The organism is Fredinandcohnia onubensis, from assembly GCF_002734285.1.
Classification (GTDB): domain Bacteria; phylum Bacillota; class Bacilli; order Bacillales; family Bacillaceae_L; genus Ferdinandcohnia; species Ferdinandcohnia onubensis_A.
Window position 1 is genome coordinate 301,331 of record NZ_NSEA01000011.1, and the last position, 14,204, is coordinate 315,534.

Below are 14,204 nucleotides of genomic sequence, written 5' to 3' on the forward strand. Positions count from 1 at the left end.
AAGATGCTTAAAGGGTCATTATCTTATTTGGTGTGACAAAATAGAGCTGTTTGTCTGCCACTTGTTCTCCTGTGATTCTTTCCCAAATTTGCTGGTACAGGTCAATTTGATTTCGATAGTATTTTGTTAATTCCGGGAGCTGAGTAATATCCTTTGGTCGGTCTGTTTTATAATCAACGATCTTCCATGAACCGTTCAGCTTGTACACAAGATCAATGATTCCATTTACAAAAACAATCTCGGCATCGTCTCCTTTTTTTACAAACTCATACAAAGGATCTTCCGAATCGATTTGTATAGTGAAAGGAACTTCTGTTAGAATTTGATCTGCAATTTGAAGCTCTGCCCAAATCGTCGATTGTTTAAAACGTTCCACAGCTTGTGCGACTTCTTCCATTCGTCCTAAAGAGATTTCATGTTTTTTCAAAGTGGATACAACAACGGTTTCAGTTTCTTGACCTTTGACGACCCCCTCAAAAACCTCATGAACGGCGGTTCCCCATGCCATTCCGCCACCCTCCTCACGTTCAATTCCAAGCGTGAAGATATCTTGCTTTTCTTCGGAAGGGCTAAATGTCGAATAGGAAGGTTGTTTTCGATCTTCGAGCCAATCAAGTAATCCTTGTGTTTCAAGTCTGAATTCATCTCGAATTGTGTTCTTTTCCATTGTTTCTTTTTCATCCGTTATCACTTCTGGAATATCAATATCCTCGAGCCTAGGTAGGCCATCTAAAAGAAGACTCCACGGATTTTTCGTATTTTTAGATTCAAATGTACTAATGATCATGGTTTTCTCAGCCCTAGTAGCAGCAACATACAGAACGCGGATTTCTTCAGCTAGTAAATATGCTTCCTCCTCGTCTAGGTGCTCCTCCCAAAATAGGGGTTGTGCAACAGGTTTCGTCTTTTGACCATGCTTTCTTCCGAACATAAAATACCCTGTTGCGCCTTGGTCTTCACGTTTGATATGGGACCATATTTTATTACGAATTTCAGGCTTTTTACCAGGATGCGCTAGGAAAACAATCGATGCCTCCAAGCCTTTTGCTTTATGAACATTCATGATTCGTACCGCATTTTCGTCTTCCTCAAGACTGATGACATCTGTTTTTTCCTCGATTTGCGTTTTTACAAATTGAACAGCTTGTCTAAAGGTTATCGCCTCGGCTTCCTCTTTAACCCTTAGTGCTTCAAGGATTTGCATGAGATTTGTCATTTCCCTCTTACCATAGGTTTTAGCGGCAAATAATGGGTATAAGCCGATATCCTCCACTATTTTTACAATTGCCACAAGCGGTGAGAAGGTGACTTTCCATTTGGCATATTGCTGTAGCTTTGAGAGTGCATCCTGAAAATGCTGTTTTGTTACTCCATCCAAATTGTCTGGAGTTTCCGCATATAACGAAAATGCTCCTCCCGCCTGCCTCCATTGAAATAATTCCTCATCACTGATACCAAACCAGACACTTCGAAGTGCGGCTACAAAGGCGATTTGATCAGTTGTATCAACAAGAGCATCGAGAAGACGTAGAAGGTCCATGAATTCGGGAATTGTTCCGATTTCCATCTCCCCGCTGACACTCACAGGAATTCCTACACCCTCCAAAACGCGCGCGTAAACATCAATGCCCTCTTTCTGACGAGTTAAAATCATGAATTCACCTGGCTCGTGACCATCATTGATTAATTTTTGGATATATCCCGTTATACACCTTGCATCTTCATCAAGCGTCGTCGTTTTATTTTTTGCAAAATCATCCGATAATACAAGTCTCTTAATCCCTGCTAAATCAGAACTACCTTCTACTTTATAGGAATGCAGTGGACGGTAGGCGGCCTGATGGACTGTTTCTTTTTCGGGTAATTGCTCCTTAAATACGCCATTTAGTAAGCTTGTTACTGTATCAACCGTTCTGAAATTCATGATTAACTGGAGAACTTCACCACCATGGGCTTCAATCAGTTCCTTCACTAGATTGTAAATATCGATATCGGCACGCCGGAAACGATAGATTGCTTGCTTAGGGTCTCCCACAACAAAAAGTGAGCCAGGACGTGGTTTACACTTTGTCCAATTTCTTTCCGAGACATCGTCTCCTGTTAAATAAAACATAATTTCCGCTTGAATCGGATCCGTATCCTGAAACTCGTCCACAAGCAACCTTTTGTATTTCTGCTGAAAATACGTGCGTACTTCTGAATTGTCCTTTAAAAGCGCTGCAGTTTTCATCAATAAATCCTGAAAATTCATCAATGAGCGTTCTTGTTTTATTTTTTCATATTCTTTTAGAGCTTCTTTAAATAAGTCAATGACAAATGGATGACAATATTCACTCCACCTAATCAGCAATGGCTTGATTTGCGTCCTGAAAAAATCGGTAATTCGAGCTTCATACTCCTTAGCATCTTCTTTTGAAGTCCATCGGTTCTGCGTAACCTTAAAGTTTTTATCAAACATTCGAAAAATAGTAATCATTAGAGAGTCCGTTTTGCTATTGAATCTTACTTGTCGTAGTGATTCTTCAATAGCTTCCTGGAGTTTGTCAGGTCCCTTAGGAATATCTTTTGGTATGCAACGACTTGCTTCTTTTAAAAGTGAAACGAAACGACGAAACACATCATCAAGATTTGGCTTCTCCACTTCATCACTTGCCCACAGAACATCTGGATAGTTTTTCATATGTCGAAAGCGGTCTGACAGATCCTGTTCCTCAATCGCAAGCGCCTTCATCATTTTCGATTTCTGTGGGTTATCCTGTTCCAGTTTATGCATGTAAACAAGCCATGCAGCCTCAGCCATTTTTTCATCTTCTGAATCTTCAAGTTCCTTAAAATTAACATCAAGACCCGCTTCAACTGGCCTTTCTCGTAGTAATCGAGCACAAAAGGAATGAACCGTACCGATAAACGATTGTTCAATATTTTGCAAGGCTTCCTCTAGCAGAAATTTTACGTCCGGGTCTGATTCTTCTTTACACTTTTTTTCGAGGACGGTTAAGAATCGTGTTTTAAGCTCGTCTGCTGCCTTTTTTGTAAATGTGATTGCGACAATCTCATTTATTTTCGCCGTGCCTGTATATATAAGATTGACCATTCGATCAACTAAGCTTGTCGTTTTCCCCGAACCCGCTCCAGCTTCTACGAGAAAGTTTTGATTCAATTTAGTCGTAATTTTATCTCTAGCCTCTTGATCGACAATTACCTTAGTCATAGGCGCGCACTCCCTTAAAGCTCTTTAGTCCTTTAGCTGTTTCGTCCTGTTGTTTTTGTTTCAATGTTTCTTTATCATATGTGGAACGTCTGCATATTTGTTTAAACTCACAGAATTTGCATTCATTCTCATCATCAGTCATCGTGAAATGCCCATGTTCCACAATCGAAAGAAGCTTGTCTAAAATGTCCTTTCCATTCGTACGGGTGGTTTCTTCCTGTTCTCGTTCAAATCGTTTCCCCGCTCCCTTTCGCGTTGGAAATAAATAAGAGCTCTTTTTCACCGATCCATCATCAATTCCTAAATGTGCTTCAATTGCAAGTGTGTAGAGGAGATGCTGGAGCTGTCTTCCACCTTTAAAGAACTCTTTTGTCTTATAGCCCCAACTACTTCCCGTTTTATAATCAATAATATGGTAAGAACCATCTGATAACTGATCCACTCGATCAATGATTCCCCTAACATGAACCTTTCCTGATGGAAGTTCAATCACTGCTGGTGCGTCTTCACCAAAGGAATATTCAAAATACAAAGGTTCTCCTAACTCATTATTTTCTTCTTCGATTCGTAAAAAGGTTGCACATGACTCGATTATATCTTCTGTTTCTAGTCTTTCCGTTCGTACATTTGGTGGTGGAATGAGAGTTTTTACATATTCCAACCCATCTTCTGCTATTTTGGTTAGCAGGTGTATATGTTTGTCGAAGGAAGGTCTTTCTTTTCGAGCCTTGATTTCTTTATAAAAATTCTCAAAAATTTCATGTAGCAAGCTTCCCCTCGTTTTTGCATCTAACCATCGGGTCGGGTCATAGGAAATATCCTCATTTACTTTTAGCCGCAATACATTTTCTAAAAAATAGGCATATGGGCATTTCGCAATTTTTTCGAGTTTCCCAGCAGAAATCGTAATCTCTTGGTTTTTACGAGGATCAAACCCTGTCGTATCACTTTCAATTTTCCCTTCATACACGGTAAAAGCAGGATCTTGCCTCATTCTTTCAGCATGAAGTCCTCTTGCAATATGTGAATGCCCAGCTAAAACGGATTCCGCATTAAGATTATTTTGAGAGTCTATGATATGGTGGGTCCACCAATCTTCCCTATCTACAATGTGCTTTGTATCCACACCTGGAACATTCTTTTGTAGAGTTGTGAAATCTGCCGAAAAATCACCTGATTGAATTCGGTAGCATTGTAAAAACAAATAGGCAGGTGATACAACACGGTTTTCATTTATGTTAAACCTGCAGTAGCTTACGGTAATGTCATGGTACGCAGCTGAGGCTAATAGCTGTGACATGAAATAAAGATTGCGTTTCGACTTTTCCTTTTCTAACGGAAGAAATCTGCCCAATTTCTCACGTTCCATGTCAAGCAATAATGGGTCCTCCCCTGAATTACCTGGAAACCGCTGATTGTCCATCCCAACAATAAATACATGCTCACGATTTACATAGATCCCTTTTTTATAGGACGAAATATGTAAATGTCCAGGCTTTGGTCGGGACTGGCCAATTTGAATTGATAGAAAATCATCCTCAAATTTTTGATAAACATCAAATAAGGCTTCATTTGCATATGGCAACAGGTTTTCGATTCGTTCTAGTAATGTCTCTTTTGCTAGTTGGTCAAATACGGAGGACACTTTACAATAGTTTTGAAGAAAATACTTAATCGTTTTTAGCAGATCACGATAGACGATGGTTCCGTCAGGTTGGTTTGTAGGTGTTTGTCTGAACAAAGACGAAAACCATTTTAAAAGCCATTGATAATGCTGGATTCGATCTTCTGAAGCGTTTTGTTGATTAATTTTTGCATGGATTTGTGAAAGATAACGCTCCTTCCCCCAACCAATGTGAGCATCCCGCAGCAAGTTTGCGATTCTAGCTTTTGATGGTGCTGCTTCCCATAAATCCATTAAATTTTCCTGTAGAAGTTCCAAGAAGACTCGCACACTATAAAATTCTTTCATCCAACCCAGGATGCCTGCCGCGAACTTACCAGGACGCGTAAAACCAATCGGGATCCCCTCACCGTACGTCACAGGCAGTTGCATTCGTTCTGCTAAATGATACATAGCGGTTATATATTGCGAACTGGATGTGTAAAAAAGAGCAGCCTCATCAAACCGGATCCCTTTTTCCTTCATGCGAAATAGTACTTCCTTAAGCTCCATATCCTCCGTTTTCGCTGAAAAAAGGGAAAGTGTCGGAACCGTTGTTTGGCAATGTTCCACATCAAAAAGGTAGCTTAATGGTGTTTCGCCACCGAAAACAACCTTTGAAAAAGGAGAGTTTTCAGGTATCTCCATACCTCGAACTGCTTCCATCGGTAAATGGAAGTAGTTTGTTGGAAGTATACTTTTTAAAAATTCTACCTGTAGGTAAGCTAACCTTAAGTTGCTTTGAAATATGAAGACTTGGTTTCTAGAGTGATATTTTCCTAGAGCACTCCTGAAAAGCTCTGCTTCATCAATCATTTTATTTTTTTGAAGAAGCTCCTCATAAGATGCTAAAATAGTTATCATATCATCGCCTTTTGAAGTCGAAACAAAGTCTTCCCTAGAAAGAGAGCTACTTGTGTAGCCAGCCTGACGCAATAGCTTTACTGTTTGGTACATCCTTTGGCTTAAGGTCGGTGTGATTTCAACCTCATGAAAATAGCGAAGCTCCGGCTTAAGCTCCAACATTAGCGAATACATAAAATGCGTTCCAAGTACATCATCAATTAGTTGTTTTTCTTCGGCAGAGTTGGATTCAAGTGCAAGATCCTTAACAGTTTTGATTTTGATATTCACGGCAAAATTATTATTTTGGGTAAATTGCCTAAGTATCTGTTCGCCAATCATATATGAATCCACAAGTAAGATTTTTTCCGTTAAAAAATGCTCTTTGCATATCGTTTCGAGGTGTTTAATGAGAACTTCCAAGGTTTTCACTCTCCATTTTAGTAACTAGCCGTATTTTTTTGTTTCTATCGGCGTTATTTTTTTCGATCGATTTGATTTTAGACAAAATAAAAGGACGTCCAAATCTACATTCAGACATCCTTGTTGTATTAGCTCAGTAATTCTTTTATCGTTTTAATAGTATTCCCATTTATTGGTTCGCTAAACTTCCCATTTATTCGAACCGCAGATCCGAAATGGTATTCGGTTGCATGAACTTTTTCATGAAGTTCTACAATATTGTTATGTGATAAGCCTGAGCCTGGCATAATGACCGGTGATGGTTTTTTAGCTAATGCAAGCATTGTCTTAAGATTTTCTACACCTTCTAACGCCTTTGGCGCGCCTCCGGAGGTTAATACCGTTTGGATAGAATCGCTGTATTTTTGAAGGGTTTTATATGCTTCGATGATATCCTTTGCTTCATCAATTGCACGGTGGAAAGTAATCTTCATTCCATCCGCTGCCTCAATCACTTTTTCAAGAAAGGCTTCATCAATCTCCCCGCTTTCCGTTAAAGAACCAAATACAATTCCTGTTGCCCCAAGTTCCTTACAAACGTTTATATCTTCCAAGATCACTCGTTTGTCGTCCTCGGAATATGTAAATGAGTACCCATGGGGACGAATCATAACATGTACCGGAATGGAGACCGCTTGGACAACATCCTTTATAATTCCATAGGAAGGTGTTAATCCCCCTTCCGTCATTGCCGTTACTAATTCTAAACGATTTGCACCATGCTCTTCGGCCATTCTTGCATCTACTGCATCTTGTACAATAATTTCAACTAACATGTTTATTTCCTACCTTTTATGTAATTTGGTACCGCGTGTAACCATGGGGACGGTTCTCCTGGTCCCTTTTAAGGAACCAAGAGAACCGTCCCTCTGGTCACTTTATTTTAAACATCTTGTACATATAATACCCCATTGTCCCAAAAAGAGACACAAAAAAACCAATCATGTACCACATGCCTAGCCCTTCACTTCCTTGGGCGACACTAATCATTTCCAATGCACCAATCGCTAGGAAAAACGTCAGAAGGAAATTCATCACAATCAGCATTTTTCGAGAGGCTCTATATATTCCTTCTGCGTTTTCGGGTGTCACCTCAACAGGGTAATTATGAATATGCGGAAACTTACTCAAGATAAACATGGTCTTGAATAAAAAGGTTGCGACAATTGGGAGGATGAGAACACTCCCTTTTCCGCCCCAGCTATCGGGCTCGCCGGCGATATTAAAGTGAGTAGGTACTCGATCCGGAATCTCACCCCAACTTACGATGATATATACATAAATACCCACTAAAAATAAAATAGATAGCGTTTCTAAAATTCTTTCAGATAGTGTTTTTTTGAGTTTTAGCACTGGTTTGTTAGACATAAAAAAAACCACTCCTTCCTCATACTTTTTTATACGATGATGGAGTGGTAAGGGTTTCATTTTATGACAATAATTTCAACAATTTATCCAAGGTTGTTTCTTCATAGTCCTTAACCGCTGTTAAGTATGGTAAAGTTATTTCTTCGGTTTGGTTTTCCCAGCTTAGGACAAGTGGAATTGACCCTATTATTGTGCCATCCTCTTTAATAATTGACTCAAGATATTCCAACAACTGTGGGCGATCAATTACAGCTTCACCTATCCCGTCATCGTTAAGCTCGATGACCCCTGTCATTTTTGTACCGCGAATTTGAAAAGTAACCTCTTCAGGAATCGGTGAGTCGTTTGTATTATAAGTGATTTTAAGAATATCTGGTGGTGTTTCCTTAATTTCACTAAAATTGACGTATTGTAGTTGAGCTGTCCATGTATTAATAGTTTCTGGTGTTTCAACTGGTTTAAATACAACCATTCCATACCATTTCAATTCTTCCTTATTACACCCTGTAAGTAATATCATGATGAGAACGAACGGTATTAATTTTGACAGTTTCATATCCCATCCCCCTGTTTGAAGCGTGGTGCGGTCTTTGCAGAGAACCGCCCCTTTTTCTATTAATCTTTTATTTTTTCCCGAGTTGCATTCTTATTCCTGCCATTTTTGTGAGAATGAAGTAGGCAATGATACTGAATCCAAGTCCTCCTAAATGATATGACAGAAGGTTTGGGGGTTCATCGTATCTTTGTGAACCAAATACAATTCCGCCAAATAAGTAGAAACAAATGAACACTCCCACTTTTAGATAAGGTAACAACCTCTCATATGCCAAGATTCTACCGTTATTTTCGCTTTTAATACTTGTAGCTAGTCGCCTAATCAAGAGTAACGAGAAACCCGTTACAATAATTGGGATAAGAATGACATCAATCGATTCTAAAAAGGTAGCCTGTTTCCATACATAAATTTCATTAATATCTCGTTCAAAATCCAACAATAATAATGGAAATGAAAGATTCTGAGCATATGAATCAAAATGTTGGATTCCATAGTTTTCTTTTATAAAGTAATGGCCAGTGATTGCATGATAATGATTCATAAAGCCTTCCATAATCAAGTTATATAACCCGTATGGTAAATATAGAAAAATCACACTAAATGCAAATTGCGAGATAAAACTTGCTCCAATTAAGCCCATAAGAAGACTAAATGTAAATACGCCAATTAATGTAAAGAGAGCAAGTACATAATAGTACCCGAGTGCAGATAGTGGAAGATATTCATTCAATAACGAATTTCCAAGAAGAATCATTGATATTAGTACACTAATGGTTAATGCTCCGATTAAATGTACAACTCCATATATCCATTTTGAGAAAAAGATTTCAGTTCTTTTATAGGGTAATGCTAATGTAAAATCCAAGCTCTGATTTGTTCTCTCTAACCCAATTAATGCTGTTGCTAATAGAATAAGGGCTACTGTTTGAAATAACCCCACTTCTAAAAAGTTGCCAAAATAAAAGGTATAAGGCTCTGTATTGCCCCACTCTTCCCAGTGTAAAATCGAATTCTCTTCAATTTTTAAAAAGTTATTTAATTTGTATGGTAAGTAAAGACACACCAGCCAAAGTCCCCAAACAAAAAACTTTGTCTGCTTATAATTCCTGAGCCAAAGTGCCTTATTAAACAATATCATCGCCTCCTAATGCCGACACAAATATATCCTCAAGTGACATTGGCAATTCCTCTAAAAGCAACGGATTTTTCTCTTTTAATCGGGATACTGTTTCTTCTGTATTATCTCTAATTAAAAATGTGCACACACGTCCAATTTGACTTAGAATTTCGATGTTTGGAAGTTGCTCAATATCCTCAGGGAGGCCATTTTCCTTAAAGACGACCTGTACTTTTTTGTACTGTAGCTTAGCATCCTCCATCTTGATGATTGATTCGACTTCCCCGTCCTTTAACATAATAATTGTGTCCGCGATTTTCTCTAACTCCTCTAAATGATGGCTTGAGATAAAAAGTGAAATCCTTGATTCCGAGACTTCCTCTAGTAGGAACTGAAGAATCTTTCTTTTTACTATCGCGTCTAGTCCATTCGTTGGCTCATCCAGTATGATTAGCTTTGCTCTTGTTGAAATGGATAAAATGATAAATAATAAGGCTTTCATCCCTCGTGAGAAGGTTCTAATTTTTCGTTTTTCTGGAAGGTCGAAACGCTGCAGTAGCTGATAGAAATACTCTTTATCAAAATTCACGTATATCGCTTCATATAAAGTTACTAACTCTTTGATACTATATCCATTAAAAATCGAATTCGAATCAGGAACAAATACCATTTCCCCTTTTACTTCCGGGTGAGTAACAATGTTTTTCCCTTGAAATACAACCTCACCTTGTTCTGCATCTAATATGCCAACAAGGCTTCGGAGTAATGTTGTTTTTCCAACTCCATTTCGACCAACTAATCCGACAATCGATCCTTCACTTATTGAAAAAGAGATATTTTTTATCACTTTTTTTCCTTCAATGCTTTTTGAAAGATTATTAACTTTGAGCATTGCTGTCCTTCCCCCCTAACTCATCGACATACTTCTCAATCCACTCAACAAATGTGTCTTTATTTATCCCAAGATAAGAAGCTTCTACGAGTAAAAGCTTTAATGATTGTTTAATTTCCTCCACTTTTTCATCATCCACCTTCATAGGAAGCTGTTCTGAAACAAATGTACCCTTTCCCCTTCTCGTTTCAATGATTCCCTGGCGCTCAAGCTCCTGGTAAGCTTTGCTAACGGTGTTTGGGTTTACAAGGAGATTTGAGGAAAGCTCGCGAACACTAAATAATTTATCATTCGGTTGCAAGACTCCTTTTAAAATGAGTTCCTTGACTTGGTGTACAATTTGTTCCCAAATTGGTGTATTACTTCGTTCATCCAAATGAAAATACAAGCAAAACACCCCTTTCAGTTGATCTATGCCACTCGTGTTTTAGGTGTATTACATCATGTAGTACACTTAATACATTAAATAACATCTACTATTCTGTCAATATACATTCACCTAATTTTGTAAAAAATGTATTTCGTGGTTGATATTGTATCTGTTACACTAAAAAAGCAATACCTACATTCGTGTTAGGTTACTAGCACGTTACAAAGGAGAATACACATGAGTACGTTCGAACAAATGCTAGAAAAATATGCTGACTTAGCCGTAAGCGTTGGGGTTAATGTACAGCAAGGACAAAACCTACTTATTAATGCACCTATTTCAGCTGTAGAATATGTTAGAAAAGTTGTAAAAAAAGCTTATGAGGCTGGAGCAAGAAATGTATATGTGGAGTGGAATGATGATGAAATTACACGTACCCGCTTCGATCTTGCACCAGATGAAGCATTTTTGGATTACCCTATGTGGAAGGCAAAAGGAATGGAAGAACTCGCAGAAAACGGAGCTGCCTTTTTGTCCATCATTTCATCCAATCCGGATTTACTAAAAGGGGTCAATCCCGAGCGTATTGCCAATGCAAATAAAACGGCTGGTAAAGCGCTGGAAAAATACCGAAATTATTCACAAGCAGATAAAGTAAGCTGGTCCGTTATTGCTGTGCCATCAGAAAGCTGGGCGGAAAAAGTATTCCCAAACCTCTCATCTGAAGAACAAGTTGAAAAGTTATGGGAAGCGATTTTCCAAGCAACTCGTGTGGATACTGAAAATCCTGTACAAGCATGGAAGGATCACAATGCAACTTTGCATGCAAAGGTTGAATACTTAAACAAGAAAAAATATAAAAAATTGCATTATACAGCACCTGGAACTGACTTAATGGTGGAACTGCCTGAGGGTCACGTTTGGATTGGCGGTGGTGGTGAAAACGAACAAAATATTCAATTCGTGGCCAATATGCCAACTGAAGAGGTCTTCACCGTTCCTGCAAAAGAAGGTGTGAATGGTTATATTAGCAGTACGAAGCCCCTTAATTACGGAGGAAGCTTAATTGATGACTTTACGTTAACCTTTGAAAATGGGCGAATCGTGGATATAAAGGCTGAAACAGGTGAAGATACACTCAAACGCCTTGTGGAAACTGACGAAGGCAGTCACTATTTAGGTGAAGTTGCATTAGTTCCACATAGTTCACCTATTTCACAATCAAAAATTCTTTTTTACAATACTCTTTTTGATGAAAATGCATCCAATCACTTTGCAATCGGTAACGCATATGCCTTCTGTATTGAAGGTGGTAAAACGATGTCACGTGAAGAGCTAGTGAAAAAAGGGGCAAACTCAAGTATCACACATGTTGACTTTATGGTCGGCTCAGGTGAAATGGACATAGATGGCATCACGGCTGATGGCACCATCGAACCCGTCTTCCGTAAAGGGAACTGGGCATTCTAATATAGTACCAGACTACTGGAACAAGATAAAAAAGGCACCATTGGGGAGTATGTTTCTCTCTCAATGGAGCCTTTTTCCCTCTTAAACTCCCCCATTTTGCATATCCTTAGCTCAAAAAATTATTTTATTGAGACTATTGAAATTCAGCTGTTAATGTGTAAATATAGATGACAAGACACTTGTATTTTCAGTCGCGTCACTTAAACTTCTTTATATCCAAAAACTACTCTACCTAAGTTTGTGAAATTATTATCAAACTTATTTATCCTAGGAGGCAAACTATGAATCTATTAAAATTGCGAAAAATGTTACAGGAGTTTTTACTCGAAGATATTGGAGAACTGGACGTAACTAGTCACTCGATATTCCCAATTGAACAAACAAGTCAAGGCGTGTTTATTGCAAAAGAAGACGGAATTATTTCTGGATTGGCCATTATTAAAGAAGCCTATCAACTGTTAGATTCAACCATTGTAGTCGAGCTTCGTTTTTCTGATGGAGACCGTGTATCTGCAGGCGATACCATCGCGACTGTAAGTGGTCCGACATCCCACCTACTCACTGGTGAGAGAGTGATACTGAATCTCATCCAACGAATGAGTGGAATTGCAACTGTTACAAACAAATGTGTAGAAGCTTTAAACGATCCTTCCATTCGGATTTGTGATACTAGAAAAACCATCCCAGGACTAAGGATGCTTGATAAATATGCTGTTGTATCTGGTGGTGGCAAGAATCACCGTTTTGGGCTCTATGATGGAGTCATGATTAAGGATAACCATATCGCTTATAGCGGTTCAATTACAAAAGCTGTTGAAGCTGTACGCGAAAAAATTGGCCATATGGTAAAGATTGAAGTGGAAACGGAAAGCAAAGAAGAAGTTTTGGAAGCTGTAGAAGCTGGAGCAGATGTAATTATGTTTGATAATCGTAGCCCTGAAGAAGTGAATGAATTCTCAAAGTTAGTACCAAAGGGAATCATCACTGAAGCATCTGGCGGAATAACCTTAAATAATTTAGCCACCTATTCTGGTACAGGTGTCCATTATATATCATTAGGATTTTTAACTCATTCTGTAAAAGCCCTTGATATTAGCTTGCAGGTAAAAGAAGGAAACAAGAAAACTTCTTTCAATGAATGATGGTATGCAACCTGAGTACACTTGGCTTGTTAAAAATAGGTGCAACTCGGGTAGCATAACCTTTGGGGGTAAATGTGGATGTCTAAAAAAAATTGGACTTATTTTTTCTTACTTTTAATTAGCAGTATTCTTCTAGCAGGTTGCATGAATAAAGTTGGAGCGGTGTCTGTCGCAGATACGGACGATATTCGAACGACCATTATTGGCGGACGGACAGGAGGCGCATGGTCTGTTTTTACAGAAGGTATCGCCGAGTCGATTCGTCGTGAAAATAAAGGTTCACTTATTACGGTTGAGCCTGGCGGGATTGTTGAGAATCCTGCTAGTGTTGGAACAAACACGGTCCCTTATGGAATCTCTTACGCCATGACAGCTTATGCAGCATTCAGTGGGACAGAACCTTATAAAGAAGCCTATCCAGATATACGGGCGATTAGTGTGGTAATTCCTGCTAACTATTATCAATTAATCGCACGAGCTGACGTAGAATTCGATTCATTAGCCGAGGTGATTGAAAAAAAAGCACCGATGCGGCTAGCTGTTGACCAAAGAGGTTCAGCAGGTGAAATCATTACACGGACGATTTTACAAGAATACGATGTAACCTATAAAGACATTGCCTCTTGGGGTGGTTCTGTTGATCATTTAAGTGGTTCAAAGACGTTTGAATTAATGGGAGATAATCGAATTGATACTACCGGAGATGCAGTATCCGTTCCATCCAGTGACATTTTAGAAGCGGCCATCACAAATGAAATGAAATTTATTTCGATGGACCAAGAAATACTTCAAGATGTGGCAGATAAGCTAGGAATGGAGATAGGTACAATTGAGGCAGGGAGTTATGATTTTTTAAACAAAGATATACACACCCTATATACTCCTGCTATTTTAATTGTTCACAAGGATGTTCCTGAGGAAGAAGTGTATCGCGTTACAAAGGCTATCTATGAAAATATTGAATATTTAGGCACGGTCCATAAAGAATTTAAGAAGCTATCAGACGAAAACTTTAGCAAAGTTGGGAAGGTCCCTCTTCATCCTGGTGCAAAGAAATTTTTCAAAGAAAAAGGACTAATTCATTAAATTTAGAAGGGAGTTCCCAAGATA

At 38.7% G+C, this 14,204-nt stretch carries 11 protein-coding genes; 3 read left to right on the forward strand and 8 right to left on the reverse strand.

Annotated features, from left to right (window positions below; all coding sequences use genetic code 11):
• Nucleotides 1–7 precede the first annotated feature (7 nt).
• From CKJ95_RS12875 to CKJ95_RS12910, 8 genes are all read right to left on the reverse strand, one after another.
• Nucleotides 8–3,211 (reverse strand): UvrD-helicase domain-containing protein, encoded by a 3,204-nt coding sequence (locus CKJ95_RS12875; protein ID WP_099353828.1) that lies wholly within the window; start codon nucleotides 3,209–3,211, stop codon nucleotides 8–10.
• Nucleotides 3,204–6,140: a PD-(D/E)XK nuclease family protein gene (locus CKJ95_RS12880; RefSeq protein ID WP_099353829.1), complete on the reverse strand. Its 2,937-nt coding sequence runs from the start codon at nucleotides 6,138–6,140 to the stop codon at nucleotides 3,204–3,206. Before CKJ95_RS12880 ends, CKJ95_RS12875 begins: the two co-directional genes overlap by 8 nt.
• 128 nt (nucleotides 6,141–6,268) lie before the next feature.
• Nucleotides 6,269–6,955 carry a copper homeostasis protein CutC gene (locus CKJ95_RS12885; RefSeq protein WP_099353830.1) on the reverse strand — a complete coding sequence of 229 codons (687 nt, stop codon included), beginning with the start codon at nucleotides 6,953–6,955 and terminating at the stop codon, nucleotides 6,269–6,271.
• A gap of 97 nt (nucleotides 6,956–7,052) precedes the next feature.
• Nucleotides 7,053–7,547, reverse strand: a complete 495-nt coding sequence (locus CKJ95_RS12890; RefSeq protein WP_180271499.1) for a DUF1648 domain-containing protein — start codon at nucleotides 7,545–7,547, stop codon at nucleotides 7,053–7,055.
• Nucleotides 7,548–7,608: 61 nt separating this feature from the next.
• Nucleotides 7,609–8,103 carry a hypothetical protein gene (locus CKJ95_RS12895; protein WP_099353832.1) on the reverse strand — a complete coding sequence of 165 codons (495 nt, stop codon included), beginning with the start codon at nucleotides 8,101–8,103 and terminating at the stop codon, nucleotides 7,609–7,611.
• 67 nt (nucleotides 8,104–8,170) lie between these two features.
• Complete coding sequence (locus tag CKJ95_RS12900; RefSeq protein WP_180271500.1) at nucleotides 8,171–9,235, reverse strand: ABC transporter permease; 1,065 nt, start codon at nucleotides 9,233–9,235, stop codon at nucleotides 8,171–8,173.
• On the reverse strand, nucleotides 9,228–10,112 hold the full coding sequence (locus CKJ95_RS12905; protein ID WP_099353834.1) for an ABC transporter ATP-binding protein: 885 nt from the start codon (nucleotides 10,110–10,112) through the stop codon (nucleotides 9,228–9,230). Before CKJ95_RS12905 ends, CKJ95_RS12900 begins: the two co-directional genes overlap by 8 nt.
• Nucleotides 10,099–10,500, reverse strand: coding sequence for a GntR family transcriptional regulator (locus CKJ95_RS12910; RefSeq protein ID WP_099353835.1), 402 nt, complete (start codon nucleotides 10,498–10,500; stop codon nucleotides 10,099–10,101). Before CKJ95_RS12910 ends, CKJ95_RS12905 begins: the two co-directional genes overlap by 14 nt.
• A gap of 219 nt (nucleotides 10,501–10,719) precedes the next feature.
• Between CKJ95_RS12910 and CKJ95_RS12915 the strand changes: the two genes are divergently transcribed.
• The 3 genes from CKJ95_RS12915 (at nucleotide 10,720) to CKJ95_RS12925 (ending at nucleotide 14,180) form a co-directional block, all read left to right on the forward strand.
• Nucleotides 10,720–11,952 (forward strand): aminopeptidase, encoded by a 1,233-nt coding sequence (locus tag CKJ95_RS12915; RefSeq protein ID WP_099353836.1) that lies wholly within the window; start codon nucleotides 10,720–10,722, stop codon nucleotides 11,950–11,952.
• Between the two features lie 281 nt (nucleotides 11,953–12,233).
• The gene (gene nadC, locus CKJ95_RS12920; RefSeq protein WP_099353837.1) at nucleotides 12,234–13,094 is read left to right on the forward strand and encodes a carboxylating nicotinate-nucleotide diphosphorylase; all 861 of its coding nucleotides are present in this window, start codon (nucleotides 12,234–12,236) and stop codon (nucleotides 13,092–13,094) included.
• Nucleotides 13,095–13,172: 78 nt separating this feature from the next.
• Nucleotides 13,173–14,180 (forward strand): TAXI family TRAP transporter solute-binding subunit, encoded by a 1,008-nt coding sequence (locus CKJ95_RS12925; RefSeq protein WP_180271501.1) that lies wholly within the window; start codon nucleotides 13,173–13,175, stop codon nucleotides 14,178–14,180.
• The last annotated feature ends 24 nt before the right edge of the window (nucleotides 14,181–14,204 follow it).

Coding starts and splice junctions, on each gene's coding strand:
- CKJ95_RS12915 (WP_099353836.1), top strand. CDS start 10,720: ATGAGTACGTTCGAACAAATGCTAGAAAAATATGCTGACTTAGCCGTA.
- CKJ95_RS12890 (WP_180271499.1), bottom strand. CDS start 7,547: ATGTCTAACAAACCAGTGCTAAAACTCAAAAAAACACTATCTGAAAGA.
- CKJ95_RS12905 (WP_099353834.1), bottom strand. CDS start 10,112: ATGCTCAAAGTTAATAATCTTTCAAAAAGCATTGAAGGAAAAAAAGTG.
- CKJ95_RS12925 (WP_180271501.1), top strand. CDS start 13,173: ATGTCTAAAAAAAATTGGACTTATTTTTTCTTACTTTTAATTAGCAGT.
- CKJ95_RS12875 (WP_099353828.1), bottom strand. CDS start 3,211: ATGACTAAGGTAATTGTCGATCAAGAGGCTAGAGATAAAATTACGACT.
- nadC (WP_099353837.1), top strand. CDS start 12,234: ATGAATCTATTAAAATTGCGAAAAATGTTACAGGAGTTTTTACTCGAA.
- CKJ95_RS12885 (WP_099353830.1), bottom strand. CDS start 6,955: ATGTTAGTTGAAATTATTGTACAAGATGCAGTAGATGCAAGAATGGCC.
- CKJ95_RS12895 (WP_099353832.1), bottom strand. CDS start 8,103: ATGAAACTGTCAAAATTAATACCGTTCGTTCTCATCATGATATTACTT.